Genomic DNA, 14893 nt, shown 5'->3' on the forward strand with positions numbered 1-14893 from the left:
TAAAAACAAAAAGAGGCACTTTCGCACCTCTTTTCTATATTGATTATTTTCTGATATTCAATACTTTAATGATCTCACGATATCTGTTGATATCTTTCTTTTTCAAGTAATCCAACAAAGCTCTTCTTTTACCTACTAATAGTACAAGAGAACGCTCAGTGTTGTAATCGTGACGATTTTTTTTCAAGTGTTCAGTTAAGTGAGAAATTCTGTAAGTGAACAATGCAATTTGACCTTCTGCGCTTCCAGTGTTTGTTGCACCACCGTGTTGTGCGAAAATCTCTTCTTTCTTTTCTTTAGTTAAATACATTCCAATATTATTTAATGATTTTTATGTATGTCAATACAACTTTTGTAAGACGGGTGCAAAATTAGATTAAAAAAACAAAAGAATCAAACAAAAATAAAAGAATCTTAAAATAGAGGTGTAGAAAATTCTGTTTTAATGATTTAGACAGTTGTTTTTTTAGAAATTATTTGCCTCTAATTGTTATTGGCAGAGAAAAAAGAACAGCTCTTTTTATTCCCCTTACTTTTCCCGGAATCCAGTTTCCTGAAGCGTTTAGTGTTCTTAATGCTTCTTCACCAGTTCCATAACCTAAATCTTTTATAATTATAGGTTTTGTTATGTTTCCCATTTCATCGACTACAAAAGTGACATAAATTTTGCCTGTCACTTTATTTTTAAAGGCTTCTGTTGGAGTTTTGTAATTTTTCGCAATTCTTTTGTAAAAATCATCCATTCCTATTTCTGGCATTGGTTTTTCATATACTTTTGAATACGAATATTTTATGTTGTTTGCGTCTGTACTGATACCAGAAATCAAATCTCCTTGATTATAATTTTCAGTGTAGGTAATTTTGTTTTTTAGATCGGTGCCTTGCCAGATGCCATCTTTTACCCCATTTTGTATTTTCCCCTTTGCTTGATAGTCTTTGTCAACATCGTCACATTCTCCGTTGCCGTCTATTACGGTTTGCTGATTGTCCTTGTTCCAGAATTTTACGAGCAGTGTTTTTAGAGTTTTAGTTTTTATATCTAAAATATTCTCTTTTTCAAATTTTGGATTTCCATTTTCGTACCATTTGTATTCTTTTCCAGTTTTCCAATTCTCAGAATAAGTTGTAATTGACTCTTTAACACCATTTTCATAATATGAAATAAAAGTGCCATCGCCTTTAAGGATATCTTTGTTTAAGGTTGTTCCTATCGATTTTTTAGCGCCAGATTTGTAAAATAAAACTACTTTATACGAGGTTTTGTCTGTGTAGTAGTCCTCAATGACTCTTTTATATTTATAGTTTTCTACCGATGTTTCATTGTATGCTGAGTCTAGATAAACAGCTTTTGAAAAATCTTTTTGTGCGAAAATATTCTGTGAGATTATTAAGCAAATTAAATAAAAAAAGGTTTTGCGCATTGTTTTTTTGTAGTAAAAATAATGTTATTATATTTAATAAACAATACTATTTTTCTTTAATGCTGGATTTTTAGCATTTAATTTTTCATTCAAAAACTACTAACAAGTTTTTGTATTGTTTTCATTTTCTCTACTTTGACATCAGAACTCCTTTGTCATAATTAGCTGTAGTCGAAACGTTTGTCAAGGAATCAATTTTTTGCCAAACACCTTGTTTCAAACCATTCTTTAGGTCTCCTTTTTGAGTTATAAATCCATCCGTTTCTTCATATTCTCCATTCCCGTCAATTACGGTTTGTTCTCCCTCTTTAGTCCAGAAATTAAGAATCAAAGTTTGGGATCTCTTTGTTTTAGGATCCCAAGTATGCTGTTTTTCACATTTTTTGCTTTGATTCTCGTACCAATTGATTTCTTTGCCAGACTTGTGATCGTCAAAATAATTTACAACTGATTCCTTTGCTCCGTTTTTATAATAGTAAATAAACTCTCCGTCTTTTTTTAGAATATCTCTGTCTAAAGTTGCGCCAGTCATTTTTTTTCTACCGTTTTTGTAAAAATCGGTGACAACATATCGAACACTCTTTTGAGAATAGTTGGTAATTACCCTCATATAACTATAATTAGGAGAAGTAGTTTCGCGATTTAATGAGTCAAGAAAAATCTTTTTCGAGACCATACTAATTTGTGCCGAAAGATTAGCTGAAATTACGAAGTAGAATAATAGTAAGGCACATTTTTTCATTCAATTCTATTTTCGCTAATAAAAATAGCGATTTCTAAAATAATTTAGCAACCTCTTGATTCACAAATTCTAAAAATCTTTCATCAGCTTCTGTAAAAGGATCAATAACGTGGCTGTCAATATCGATTTGGCCAATATTTACTCCATTAACGAATAAAGGAACAACAATTTCTGATTTTACAGTTAAACTGCAGGCAATATAATTGTCTTGGGCTTTAACATCTGGAACAACAAAATTGGCATTGCTTTCTGCAACTTGTCCGCAGATTCCTTTTCCAAACGGAATAACAGTATGATCGGTTTCAGCACCTACGTAAGGCCCTAAATGAAGTGTTTTGTTCTCGTGGTTAGCAAAATAAAAACCAACCCAATTATAGTATTCTACATTTTCATTTAATAATTGACAAATTGCCAATAATTTTTCGTCTCTAACAATATTGTTATCAGCTACAATAGCACTTATTTTTGGTTGTAATTCTTGAAAAGTCATGATAAATAAATTTTATACAAAAGTATTTAAAGCCTGACTTAAAAAATACATAAATTTGAAAAAAAATTCCGTTGAAAAAATATTTAGCACAATTTAAACCTTTCCTGATTTTTATAGGCACTTTTTTCTCCGCTTATATTTTACTGACAATAGTTTATAAGTTCTATTTGAACAGTTTTGACCCAATTGATATTGATGGAATTTCAAGAATAGTCGGGAAAAATGTTGAGCAGCTAATGTCGTTTTTTAATTGTGATATCAATATTGTAAAAAGCCTTTCTCAGCCTTCTTTAGAAGTTTGGTACAATAATAAATATACAATTCGAATTGTCGAAGGATGTAACGCCGTAAGTGTTATTATTTTGTTTATTTCGTTTATAATCGCTTTTTCAGGAAAACTCAAGACGACTTTGTTGTTTATTTTATTTGGAGCGCTTTTCATTTATGTTTTGAACATTTTCCGTATTATGTTTTTGACAATCTTGCTTTTTAGATATCCAGAAAATGAACACTTTTTACATGGTGTTTTATTCCCGTTGATTATTTACGGACTGGTTTTTCTTTTATGGGTTATTTGGGTCAATAAATTTTCGAAGTATGCTAAATAAATTATTGGAACATAAATTCAAAATCTTGATTTCAGTTTGTATCGTAATATGTTTTGGAATTATACGGGCATTTGAAAACAGTCTGTTTTATGATCCTTTTTTGGAATATTTTGAGAAAGATTTTAAAAATTTGCCTTATCCTGAAATAGAATCTGCTAAGTTGTTCTTTGGACTTTTTTTTCGCTATTTTTTGAATACAATCCTTTCTCTGGCTTTGATTTATGTACTGTTTAAAGACGCTGATATTTTTAAATTCAGTTTCTTTTTATATGTCTTTTTCGGAGTGATTCTTTTTGTAGCATTTTTTGTGATTTTGGATTGTTTTCTAAATGCGAATTGGCTTCTTTTTTACGTTCGAAGATTTATAATTCAGCCCATTTTTGTTCTTTTGTTTATACCTGCATTTTATTATCAGCAACAAAATTTTAAAAAATAACAAATTATTAAATATTTTTTTCAGTCTTTTTAAATAGTTTTGCAGTATGAATGTAAAAAAGTGCACAGGATTATTTTTGGCTTTCCTATTGTTGGTTTCCAACATTGGGTTCGCTTTTGATGTGCATTATTGTGGAGGTGAAATCGCTTCGGTATCTTTAAATACATCGGCAAAAGCTTCTCCAGAAAAAAAATGTTGTGGAGAGCAAGAAAAAAAATCTTCTTGTTGCAAAGACAAAGTAGTTCATATTGAGAAAAAATCAGATAATGCAACTTTTAAAATATTCTTTTTCCAGCTTGATTTTCCGGCTGTAATTCAAGAATATAAAACAATTGCTTTTTTATCAATTCCAAATTTCAAAAGCAATCAAATAACTTCGTATTATTCTGATGCGAATGCGCCTCCTTTTTACAAGTTATATAATCAATACATTTTTTATTCCTGATTTTAATGTTTAGAATCAAGCCGTTTTCTTGCGCTTGAAAGTCGCTGTTTATTCTTTTTTTTAGAATAAAACAGCTTTTCTAATAACATTAAAATTATTTATATGCACAAAAATATTATGCTTTTCAGTATGATTTTGCTGTCTGTAACTGCTTTTTCACAGGAAGATTTGCAGGAAGTAAAAATCACTAAAAAGCAAAAAGGAATTAAAAAATCCTATACACTTACATCCAATACATCTGTTATTACGAGTAAAGAACTGCTAAAAGCAGCATGCTGTAATTTGGCTGAAAGCTTTGAAACAAATCCTTCGATAGATGTCAATTTTTCGGACGCTTTAACAGGGACCAAACAAATAAAAATGTTGGGTCTAACAAGTCCGTATTTGATGATTACCGAAGAAAATATTCCGTCGGTTCGTGGCGCTTCGCAGGCTTACGGACTATCATTTACGCCTGGAACTTGGATTGAAAGTGTTCAAATCACTAAAGGGGCGGGGAGTGTTATTAACGGTTACGAAAGTATTTCGGGACAAATTAATACGGAGCTTTTAAAGCCTTTAAGCGATATTCCATTTTTCTTAAATGCTTATGGATCCACAGATGCGCGTTTTGAGCTAAATACTCATTTCAATAAAAAATTATCTGATAAATGGGCGACAAGCCTTTTTGTACACGGAAATACACGCGTAGCCAAAAATGACATGAATAATGATGGCTTTCTGGACAATCCACTAGGGAAACAAATCAATATTTTGAATCGTTATCAATATTATGATCCTGAAAGCGGATTGGTGAGTTTTATTAATTTCAGATATATGAATGACAAAAAACAGACAGGTGAAGTTGATTTTGATAAAGATCGTGATCGCGGCACTACAAATCATTGGGGTTCAGAAATCAATACAGAGCGTTTTGACGTTTCAACAAAAATAGGATATGTTTTTAAAGATATGCCTTATCAGAGTATTGGTTTTCAAAATGCCTTCAACAGTCATAACCAAAATTCTTATTTTGGATTGAATTTGTATGACATCAAGCAGAATAGTTTTTATTCGAATCTGATTTTCAATTCGATAATAAACAACACGATGCATAAATTTACGACTGGATTGAATTTCACATACGATCAATATCAGGAATTTGTGAATGTTGTTGATTATAGCCGAATCGATAATTCAGTAGGAGCGTTCTTTGAATATACCTATGACAACACAGATAATTTTAGTTTGATTTTAGGCGGAAGAGTCGATAATCATAATAGATTGGGCTTTTTTGTAACGCCTCGTTTGCACATGAGATATAAGCCTTGGAAAAATGGAGTTCTTCGTTTTTCTGCTGGAAGAGGAAAGCGTTCGGCTAACATTTTTGCCGAGAACCAACAGCTGTTTGCTAGTTCTAGAACGTTTTCAATTTTGGATACAAACGGGAAAATATATGGCTTGAATCCTGAGATTGCTTGGAATTACGGAATCAGCTTTTCGCAAAAGTTCAAGCTTTTTAATAAAAATGCTGAAGCGGGATTTGATTTCTATCGAACTGATTTTCAAAACCAAGCTGTTGTTGATTTGATGCAAAGTCCACAGCAAGTTTTGTTTTATGATCTAAAAGGAAGTTCTTTTGCGAATAGCCTTCAAGTCGAATTTAATTATGAGTTGATTCATAATCTGAATTTGAGAACAGCCTATAAATATTACGATATCCAGACCGATTATTTAAGAGGAACTTTTCAGCGTCCGTTGCAGGCAAAGCATCGTTTTCTCGGAAATTTAGAGTATGAAACAGCTTCTGATAATGGAAAGCAATGGAAGTTTGATTATACTTTCAACTGGACAGGAAGTCAGCAATTGCCATATACGGCATCAAATCCTGCTGAAGATCAGTTTCCTGATTTTTCTCCTGCTTATGCAGTTATGAATGCTCAGGTCACTAGAATTTTTTCAGATGTTTTTGAAGTGTATATTGGCGGAGAAAACATTGGAAATTATAAACAGAAAAAAGCAATTTTAGGAGCTGATGATCCATTTGGACCAAATTTTGATGCTTCTATAGCGTATGCTCCAATTTTTGGACAAATGTATTATGCGGGATTGCGATTTAAAATAAAATAACTGAATCAATAACAATAACAATATCAAATTTTAATATTTAGACAAAATGAAAAAAATAATTTTAATAGCAATAATTGGTTTTTTGGGGTTTTCAGCGCAAGCGCAAACTAAAAAGAATAAAAACTTAAAATATACTGTAGAAGTAAACGGAAATTGCGAACAATGTAAGAAACGTATTGAAAAAGCAGCGTTTAGCGTTCCAGGTGTAAAAACGGCAAATTGGGATATTGCTTCGCACCAACTTTCAGTAATTTTAAATGAAGAAAAATCATCTCCAGCTGATTTGAATAATGCAATTGCAAAGGTAGGACACGATACTAAAGAAGTGAAAGCCACTCAAACAGATTATGATAACTTGCACAGCTGTTGTAAATATGTAAGAGAATAACAATAGTAAGAGCCTCAGGATTATTTCTTGAGGCTTTTTTAATAGTTAATTTATCTTTAAAATACCGCATTTTATTGTGGTTGAACTAAATTATTGTTACTTTCACAAACTTAAATTAAGTATAACCAAACCATTTTTATGAATAATTTTGATTGGACACAATTAGTCAACCCCGAATTTTATATTACTTTAAGCATCGGTGGTTTTCAAATTGGTTTATACATTGTGCTGTTTATTGTTTTTGCCGAAACTGGACTTTTTGCTGGTTTCTTTCTTCCTGGTGACAGCTTGCTTTTTTTATCAGGTATTTACAGCCGTGACTTAATTGAAAATGTGGTTTCTATTCCTAGTGATTTTATCAATGTTTTTATCCTTTCAACTTTAGTGGCTTTGATGGGAGTTTTTGGAAACATGACTGGATATTGGTTTGGAGCAAAAAGCGGTTATTATTTATTTAAAAAAGAAGATACTTTTTGGTTCAAGAAAAAATACCTACTTCAATCTAAAGACTTCTTCGAAAAGTATGGTGGAAAAGCAATTATTTATGCTCGTTTTCTTCCAATATTTAGAACTTTCGCGCCAATCATTGCAGGAATAGTTTCTATGGATAAAAAGAAATTTATGTTCTATAATGTTTTGAGCTCATTTTTGTGGTCTTTTGTATTGATCTTTTCTGGGCATTATTTATACGGAGTGTTTTTAGAGCATGGAATTGATTTGAAAGAGCATATTGAGGTAATTGTAATAGGAATTATAATTGTATCAACTTTCCCGGTTTTCTTAAAGCTTATCAAAAAAAGAACAAGCGGAGAAAAGATATAAACAGAAATAAATAAAAACAAAAAAAGTCCGAAGTTTTAGCTTCGGACTTTTTTGTTGGAATTCATTCATCAGTTAGCAATGAATGAAATTATTTTGAATCAATAATTAAGATGAAATTCGATCGTGATTTGGAATTTGGTACTTTAAGATTTGAATTTAATCTACCATTCATTCACTTTATTGGCATCCATTTTTAGGAAGATAAACAGCAAAATGGTGAATCCCCAGAGTCCAGAGCCTCCATAAGAAAAGAATGGCAACGGAACCCCGATAGTCGGGAAAATACCAATAACCATTGCAATATTTACAAAGAAGTGTATGAATAAAATTCCGGCTACGCAATAACCATAAACACGGCTAAATTTAGTTTTTTGTCTTTCTGCCAAATAAATTACTCTCAAGAATAAGCCAACAAAAAGTGCGATTACGACTAATGAGCCAACAAATCCCCATTCTTCGCCAACGGTTGTAAAAATATAATCGGTATGTTGTTCTGGTACAAATCCTCCTTTTGTTTGTGTTCCTTGTAAAAAACCTTTTCCAAGCCATCCTCCAGATCCAATCGCAATTTCAGATTGGTTAGTGTTGTATCCAATACCTTTCATGTCAACAGTTTTTCCAAGCAAAATATTAAAACGGTCTCTATGATGCTGTTTGAAAACGTGATCAAATACATAATCTACAGAGAAGACAAAAGCAGATATGATAGCTAAAAGAATAGTGCTCATTAATAAATTTCTGTCAACAACACGGCCTTTAAAATGTATAATTGCAAGAACAACTGCGGCTAGAATAATAACAACATAAGGTTCGAGAATTAATGTCAATACAAACAATAAAATGGTAATAAAACCAGTCCAAACATACCATGATGGCAATCCTTCTCTGTATAAAACAATTATAAAAACACTATAAATTAAGGCGCTTCCTGGGTCAGGTTGAGGTAAAATAAGCATTACAGGCAAAAATACAATTGCTAAAGCTTGCATTTGCCTATTGACATCTTTAAGATTGATTTGTGTGTCGCTCAGGTATTTTGCCAATGCAAGCGATGTGGCGGCTTTTGCAAATTCAGATGGCTGTAAAGTAAATCCTCCAATGGCATACCAGCATCTTTGTCCTGCGATAGTTTTTCCAAAAAGGAACAATCCAGCCAAAGATAAAAGTGAAACCACAAATATGATACTGGCATATTTTTCATAGAATTTTCCATCAACAAAAAGAACTACAAAAATCAACGGAATGGTACAGCCAATAAAAATAAGCTGTTTTTGATACGTTCCTTCTGTAGATAATAATGAAGATGAATAAATATTCAGCCACCCTAATACAACTAACGTGATGTAGATAAAGACGCTTATCCAGTCAATATTATTTTTTACACTTTGATTTTTCATTTGAAATAATCTTGTTAGTTTTCTTTAGTGGTGTCTATTGGTATCTTTTTCAATTCAGTTTTAGTTGCTGCTTTTGGAGCGACAATTTTGGCTCTCAAAACAGAGTCTTTTGGAGTCGATTCAATAGCGCTAGCCGCAGTCATTCCTCCTAATTTAGCATATTCGCTGACCAAACTTTTATTTAATACACGAACTTCTAAATCAGTTCTTGTGATTTTTTTTCTTAAATACTTTTCAATCATCAAACTTGCAATTGGTCCGGCTACGTTTGCACCAAAACCTCCATTTTCAATCATAATTGCAATGGCAATTTTAGGATTGTCTTTAGGGGCAAAAGCCACAAAAATAGAGTGGTCTTTCAGTTTTGTTCGCACTCCGTCAATTTTAGCATAGTTTTCGGCAGTACCTGTTTTTCCGCAAATATCGATGCCTTGTACTTTAAGAGCATAAGCCGTACCCTTGTTGTAAACGTCAAATAATCCATTTATTACAGGAGGGAAGTACTTTTTGTCAATCGTGGTTTCGTGTTTTGTGGTGAATTTTGCATCAATTTTTTTGCCTTCAATCTTTTTAATGATATGAGGAGTGTAATAATAACCCTGATTTGCAACAGTTGCCATCATATTGGCCAACTGAATTGGAGTCATTAAAACCTCACCTTGTCCGATCGCATTAGAAACAATCGTTGTGCTTCTCCATCCGCCGTTTGGATATATCTTTTTATAGGTTTTAGAAGTTGGGATATTACCTTTTCTTCCTGTAGGCAAGTCATAACCCATAAATTGGCCAAGTCCAAAACTCTTAACGTGATTGCTCCAAACATCAACAGCATATCCAGGGTTTCGGTATTTGTTGATCGTTAGCATATACGATTGCGCAAAGTATGTGTTGCATGAATTATAAATACCGTTGTTCAGCTGATGCGGACCAAAACCGTGGCACTTCATAAATCGGCCTCTACCATAGCTGAAGCCATGATGACACATAAATGTTGTATGTTCATCGATTACTCCTTCTTGAAGTGCTACAAGTCCAGTTAAAATTTTAAATGGAGATCCTGGAGGATATTCTGCTAAAAGTCCTCTGTCATATAATGGTTTTGCAATCGAATCGTGATATAAAAGCGTATAGTTTTTTGATCTTTGTCTTCCAACTAAAATTCCCGGATCGTAAGATGGAGCAGTAACCAATGCTAAAATTTCACCTGTTTTAGGTTCAAGAGCAACGATTCCGCCACGTTTGTTGATCATCAATTCTTCACCGTATTTTTGAAGTTCGGCATCAATAGTTAAATTGATGTCTTCTCCTGCAACAGCGATAGTATCGTATTTCCCGTTTTTATAAGATCCGATTTCTCGGTTGTACTTATCCTTCTGAATGTATTTTACACCTTTTATACCGCGTAAAACTTCTTCGTAGCTTTCTTCTACACCTTGTTTTCCAATTAAATCACCGCTGTTATAATATGGGTTTGTTGCGATTAAACGCTCGTCTGCTTGTCTGATAAAACCAAAGATATTTGCACCATAATCTACTTCGTAATCACGAAGCGATCTTTTTTGGAAATAAAAACCTTCATATTTTCTGATTTTTTCCTGAAAAGCAGCAAATTCGTTTTTGTTTAATTGTGCCAAAAATACTGACGGAAGACGCGGGCTATAAACTTTAGCCTTGGCAATTCTTTTATCGTATTCTTCTCTAGTGATATTTAGTAAGGCACAAAATTCCGCAATATTCAAGTCTTCTTTGATTTCGCGTGGAATAACCATGATATCATAAGAAGCCTGATTGGCTACTAATAATTTGCCGTATCTATCATAAATATAACCTCTTTCAGGATAGTCGTACTGTTTTTTTATTGCGTTGTTTTCTGATTTTAACTTAAATGAATCGTCTACAATTTGCAAATAAAATACCCTGATCACCAGTAAAGATCCTGCAATGATAATTAAAGCGGGCAGCAGAACTTTTCTCATCGTTTATTGGGCTTAATAAGATAAATTATTATGATTGAAGTTATAATTGTAAAAATGGAACTAAATAAGGTTCTGAGCAAAATGTCCCAAACAAATTTAAATTGGAACGCTTCGAGAACAAATAGTACAATATGATGCAGCAAAACTGATACCAAAATGAATGAAAAGCGTTCCGGCGTTAAAGATTCATTTAGTTTGATGGTTTGATATTCATAACTCAGTCCAAACGAAAATTTAAAAATATAAGGCCTGTAATAAGCGAGAATTACACAGGCTGTTGCGTGAATTCCACCCGAATTACAAAACATATCCATTGTTAATCCAAGCAAAAAACTTGAAATAATCAATCCTGATTTATTACTGTTAACAGGATAAAGAATGATATATAGGATATACGGAAAAGGACTTATGTAGCCTAAAAAATTCATATTGTTGAAAATAACAATCTGAATTGCCAGTAACATAATAAATCGAAAAATATTGACTAACAATGCGCTATTCATCTTTTTCCTTTTTTTCTAAATTAATAAGTTCTTCTCTGTCTTTGCTTTTGATGATATAGACATGTCCTAGATTTGTCATATCGTTAAACAGTTTAACTTTTATGACATAAAAACTTGTCTGGTCTTCTTTATAAACGGTCTCAACAGTTCCGATGTTGATTCCTTCTGGGAAAATTACAGATTGTCCTCCGGTTACGATTGTGTCGCCTTTTCTAACAGATGCTAATCTTGGGACATCTCTTAACTGTACAAATCCAGTACTTTTTCCATCCCAAGTTAAGGAACCAAAGTGATTTGATTTCTTAAGTTTGGCATTGATTTGTGATTTCATGTTCAAAATACTAACCACAGTAGAATATCTTGGCGAAGTATTATCAATTACTCCAACAATTCCTAAACTGTTGATTACTCCCATATCTGGTTTTACACCTTCGTTGGATCCAGAATTTAAAGTAAGAAAGTTTTCGTGAGTACTGTAGGTGTTATGAATCACTTTTGACACAATAATGTCAGCTGGCTTTACTCCTTTGATAGTATCAGGTAAAGGCAATTTTGTTGTGTCTTCTTTATTGAATAAAAGACTTTTTAATCTTGCGTTCTCAAGTACAAGTTCGTCATTTTCAGCTCTTAAATTCAAGTATTCATTCACATGATTGATTCTTTCATAAACACCTCCGCTCAAGAAATTGGCAGAACTGATTACTTTGCTTCTATGGTAGGAATGAGATTGAATAGTGAGTCCTAACGAAATACCTAAAAGCAGCAAAAACAGCAATCGATTACTGTTTCTTATAATGAAATTAAATATTTGCTGCATTTCTTGTCTGGTTATTTTGTTTCAGGATATGCTTTAGGTTTCAAATTTTATAAAGGTCAAATCATAGTAATTTGACCTTTATAAAAGTAAATTAGTTTGTTATTTTGAATCTTATTTGATTAAGATGCTTTTAAATTTTGCAATGTTTTTAAGTGCCATTCCAGTACCGCGAACAACAGCTCTTAATGGATCTTCAGCGATATAAACAGGCAAATCTGTTTTTTGAGAAATACGTTTGTCAAGACCTCTCAACATAGATCCACCACCTGCTAAATAGATACCAGTATTGTAGATATCTGCCGCTAACTCAGGAGGAGTTTGAGATAATGTTTCCATTACTGCATCCTCAATACGTTGGATAGATTTGTCTAATGCTTTTGCAATCTCACGGTAAGATACATCTACTTGTTTTGGTTTACCTGTAAGCAAATCTCTACCTTGAACTGACATATCTTCTGGCGGTCCGTCTAAATCTTCGATAGCAGCTCCAATCTGAATTTTGATTTTTTCAGCAGTACTTTCCCCAACAAATAAGTTGTGCTGTGTACGCATGTAATAAACGATGTCATTTGTGAAAACGTCACCTGCAATTTTAACAGATTTATCACAAACAATTCCACCTAAAGCGATTACAGCGATTTCAGTGGTACCACCTCCAATATCTACAATCATGTTTCCTTTTGGTTGCATGATATCGATACCAATACCAATTGCTGCAGCCATTGGCTCATGAATCAAATAAACCTCTTTTCCGTTTACTCTCTCACAAGATTCTTTTACTGCACGCATTTCAACCTCAGTAATTCCAGAAGGAATACAAACAACCATTCTTAACGCTGGCGTAAACATTCTCTTTTTTAATGCAGGAATACTTTTGATGAACATGTTGATCATCTTTTCTGAAGCATCAAAATCGGCAATAACACCATCCTTCAAAGGCCTTATGGTTTTGATGTTTTCATGCGTTTTACCTTGCATCATGTTGGCTTCTTTACCAACAGCGATGATTTTGCCTGAAACTCTGTCGCGTGCTACGATAGAGGGGCTGTCAATAACAACTTTATCATTATGAATGATTAAAGTGTTTGCGGTACCAAGGTCTATTGCAATATCCTCGGTCATGAAATCAAAAAATCCCATAAGTTTTTTAGGGGTTTAAAATGTTATAAATTATTTATCGAACAAAGTTAAACAAATTAATGTTTAAAATGACGAGTTCCTGTAAATACCATTGCAAGATTATTTTCATTGCAATAATTTATGCTTAATTCGTCTTTTATCGAACCTCCTGGCTGAATTACAGCAGTTATTCCTGCTTTTTTAGCTAATTCTACACAATCCGGAAATGGGAAAAATGCGTCACTTGCCATCGAAGCTCCAGTTAAATCAAATCCAAAAGCTTTTGCTTTATCTACAGCCTGCATTAATGCATCGACTCTAGAAGTTTGACCTGTACCTGAAGAAATCAATGTTCCGTTTTTAGCAAATACAATTGTGTTTGATTTTGTATTCTTGCAGATTTTAGAAGCAAAGATCAAATCTTCGATCTCCTGAGCAGTAGGTTCTGTAATTGTAACGGTTTTTAAATGCTCTTTATTATCCGTAATATTATTTCTGTCCTGAATTAACAATCCGTTAAGACAAGTTCTTACTTGACGAGATGGTAATTCAACTTCATTTTGAACTAAAATAATTCTGTTTTTCTTCTCTTGTAAAACTGTAACTGCCTCATCCTCATATGTTGGAGCGATTACCACTTCGCAGAATAATTTGTTGATTTCTTGTGCAGTTTCTAAATCAATTTTTGTGTTAGAAATTAACACTCCTCCAAATGCTGAAGTTGGATCACAAGCCAAAGCTGCTAAGTATGCTTCGCTGATTGTTTTTCTTGAAGCCAATCCGCAAGCGTTGTTGTGTTTTAAAATTGCGAATGTTGGTCCGTCAGTTTTGAATTCAGCAATTAAATTTACAGCGGCATCAACATCTAACAAATTGTTGTATGATAATTCTTTTCCGTGAACTTTTTTGAACATCGCGTCAAAATCTCCAAAGAAGAATCCTTTTTGGTGAGGGTTTTCACCGTATCTTAAAACTTGACCGTTTGCAATGCTTTCTTTGTAAATAGTCTCGTCTGTATTGAAATAATTAAAAATCGCTCCGTCATAGTGAGATGAAACGTGGAAAGCTTTAGTAGCAAACAATCTTCTGTTTTCTAGAGTTGTGCTTCCGTTTTGTTCTGTAATTAAATCTAAAAGCATGCTGTATTCGTTTACTGAAGCAACAATTACAGTGTCTTTGAAATTTTTTGCGCCTGCACGAATTAATGAAATCCCGCCAATATCAATTTTTTCGATGATATCTTGTTCACTTGCACCTGAAGCAACAGTTTTTTCAAAAGGATACAAATCAACAATTACCAAATCAATTTGAGGAATGTCAAATTCTTTCATTTGCTGAACATCGCTCTCGTTGTCTTGACGGTTTAAGATTCCGCCAAAAATTTTCGGGTGCAATGTTTTTACTCTTCCTCCAAGAATTTCTGGAAACGAAGTAATATCTTCAACTGGAACTACAGGAATTCCAAGATTTTTAATGAAATCTTCAGTTCCTCCAGTAGAGTAAAGTGTTACATTTTGTTCGTGTAATTTTCTAACGATTGGCTCTAATCCGTCTTTAGAAAAAACCGAAATTAGTGCTGATTGTATTTTTTTAGTTGTGCTCATTGTGTAGTTATGATTT

At 33.0% G+C, this 14893-nt stretch carries 16 protein-coding genes; 6 read left to right on the forward strand and 10 right to left on the reverse strand.

The window, feature by feature from the left end; translation table 11 throughout:
- Positions 1–43: 43 nt before the first annotated feature.
- The 4 genes from rpsO to EYY60_RS18015 all read right to left on the reverse strand — a co-directional run bounded on the left by rpsO (position 44) and on the right by EYY60_RS18015 (position 2653).
- Entirely contained in the window at positions 44–310 is a 267-nt protein-coding gene (rpsO, locus tag EYY60_RS18000) for a 30S ribosomal protein S15 (protein ID WP_008466503.1), read from the reverse strand.
- Positions 311–473: 163 nt separating this feature from the next.
- Positions 474–1421: an energy transducer TonB gene (locus EYY60_RS18005; protein WP_132990682.1), complete on the reverse strand. Its 948-nt coding sequence runs from the start codon at positions 1419–1421 to the stop codon at positions 474–476.
- Positions 1422–1551: 130 nt separating this feature from the next.
- Positions 1552–2163, reverse strand: coding sequence for a toxin-antitoxin system YwqK family antitoxin (locus EYY60_RS18010; RefSeq protein WP_235832357.1), 612 nt, complete (start codon positions 2161–2163; stop codon positions 1552–1554).
- 34 nt (positions 2164–2197) lie between these two features.
- The gene (locus tag EYY60_RS18015; protein ID WP_132990683.1) at positions 2198–2653 is read right to left on the reverse strand and encodes a GAF domain-containing protein; all 456 of its coding nucleotides are present in this window, start codon (positions 2651–2653) and stop codon (positions 2198–2200) included.
- A 71-nt stretch (positions 2654–2724) separates the two neighbouring features.
- Between EYY60_RS18015 and xrtF the strand changes: the two genes are divergently transcribed.
- The 6 genes from xrtF to EYY60_RS18045 all read left to right on the forward strand — a co-directional run bounded on the left by xrtF (position 2725) and on the right by EYY60_RS18045 (position 7461).
- Positions 2725–3261: an exosortase family protein XrtF gene (gene xrtF, locus EYY60_RS18020; RefSeq protein WP_132990684.1), complete on the forward strand. Its 537-nt coding sequence runs from the start codon at positions 2725–2727 to the stop codon at positions 3259–3261.
- Positions 3251–3697, forward strand: coding sequence for an exosortase F system-associated membrane protein (locus EYY60_RS18025; protein WP_132990685.1), 447 nt, complete (start codon positions 3251–3253; stop codon positions 3695–3697). Before xrtF ends, EYY60_RS18025 begins: the two co-directional genes overlap by 11 nt.
- A gap of 46 nt (positions 3698–3743) precedes the next feature.
- Positions 3744–4142 carry an HYC_CC_PP family protein gene (locus EYY60_RS18030; RefSeq protein ID WP_132990686.1) on the forward strand — a complete coding sequence of 133 codons (399 nt, stop codon included), beginning with the start codon at positions 3744–3746 and terminating at the stop codon, positions 4140–4142.
- A 102-nt stretch (positions 4143–4244) separates the two neighbouring features.
- On the forward strand, positions 4245–6251 hold the full coding sequence (locus tag EYY60_RS18035) for a TonB-dependent receptor plug domain-containing protein (protein ID WP_132990687.1): 2007 nt from the start codon (positions 4245–4247) through the stop codon (positions 6249–6251).
- A 46-nt stretch (positions 6252–6297) separates the two neighbouring features.
- Complete coding sequence (locus tag EYY60_RS18040; protein ID WP_132990688.1) at positions 6298–6639, forward strand: heavy-metal-associated domain-containing protein; 342 nt, start codon at positions 6298–6300, stop codon at positions 6637–6639.
- Between the two features lie 138 nt (positions 6640–6777).
- Positions 6778–7461 (forward strand): DedA family protein, encoded by a 684-nt coding sequence (locus EYY60_RS18045; RefSeq protein WP_132990689.1) that lies wholly within the window; start codon positions 6778–6780, stop codon positions 7459–7461.
- A 161-nt stretch (positions 7462–7622) separates the two neighbouring features.
- On the opposite strand, the gene rodA is transcribed toward EYY60_RS18045, so the two are convergent.
- The 6 genes from rodA to purH form a co-directional block, all read right to left on the reverse strand.
- Positions 7623–8858: a rod shape-determining protein RodA gene (rodA, locus tag EYY60_RS18050; RefSeq protein ID WP_132990690.1), complete on the reverse strand. Its 1236-nt coding sequence runs from the start codon at positions 8856–8858 to the stop codon at positions 7623–7625.
- Positions 8859–8872: 14 nt separating this feature from the next.
- A complete protein-coding gene (mrdA, locus tag EYY60_RS18055) occupies positions 8873–10834 on the reverse strand; it encodes a penicillin-binding protein 2 (protein WP_132990691.1) in 1962 nt (653 codons plus the stop codon).
- A complete protein-coding gene (locus tag EYY60_RS22470; RefSeq protein WP_132990692.1) occupies positions 10831–11337 on the reverse strand; it encodes a rod shape-determining protein MreD in 507 nt (168 codons plus the stop codon). Before EYY60_RS22470 ends, mrdA begins: the two co-directional genes overlap by 4 nt.
- Positions 11330–12154, reverse strand: a complete 825-nt coding sequence (mreC, locus tag EYY60_RS18065; protein WP_132990693.1) for a rod shape-determining protein MreC — start codon at positions 12152–12154, stop codon at positions 11330–11332. Before mreC ends, EYY60_RS22470 begins: the two co-directional genes overlap by 8 nt.
- Before the next feature lie 111 nt (positions 12155–12265).
- Positions 12266–13294, reverse strand: coding sequence for a rod shape-determining protein (locus tag EYY60_RS18070; RefSeq protein ID WP_008466528.1), 1029 nt, complete (start codon positions 13292–13294; stop codon positions 12266–12268).
- 56 nt (positions 13295–13350) lie between these two features.
- On the reverse strand, positions 13351–14877 hold the full coding sequence (gene purH, locus EYY60_RS18075) for a bifunctional phosphoribosylaminoimidazolecarboxamide formyltransferase/IMP cyclohydrolase (RefSeq protein ID WP_132990694.1): 1527 nt from the start codon (positions 14875–14877) through the stop codon (positions 13351–13353).
- Positions 14878–14893 lie beyond the last annotated feature (16 nt).

It is taken from the genome of Flavobacterium zhairuonense (assembly GCF_004352915.1).
GTDB classification, from domain to species: domain Bacteria; phylum Bacteroidota; class Bacteroidia; order Flavobacteriales; family Flavobacteriaceae; genus Flavobacterium; species Flavobacterium zhairuonense.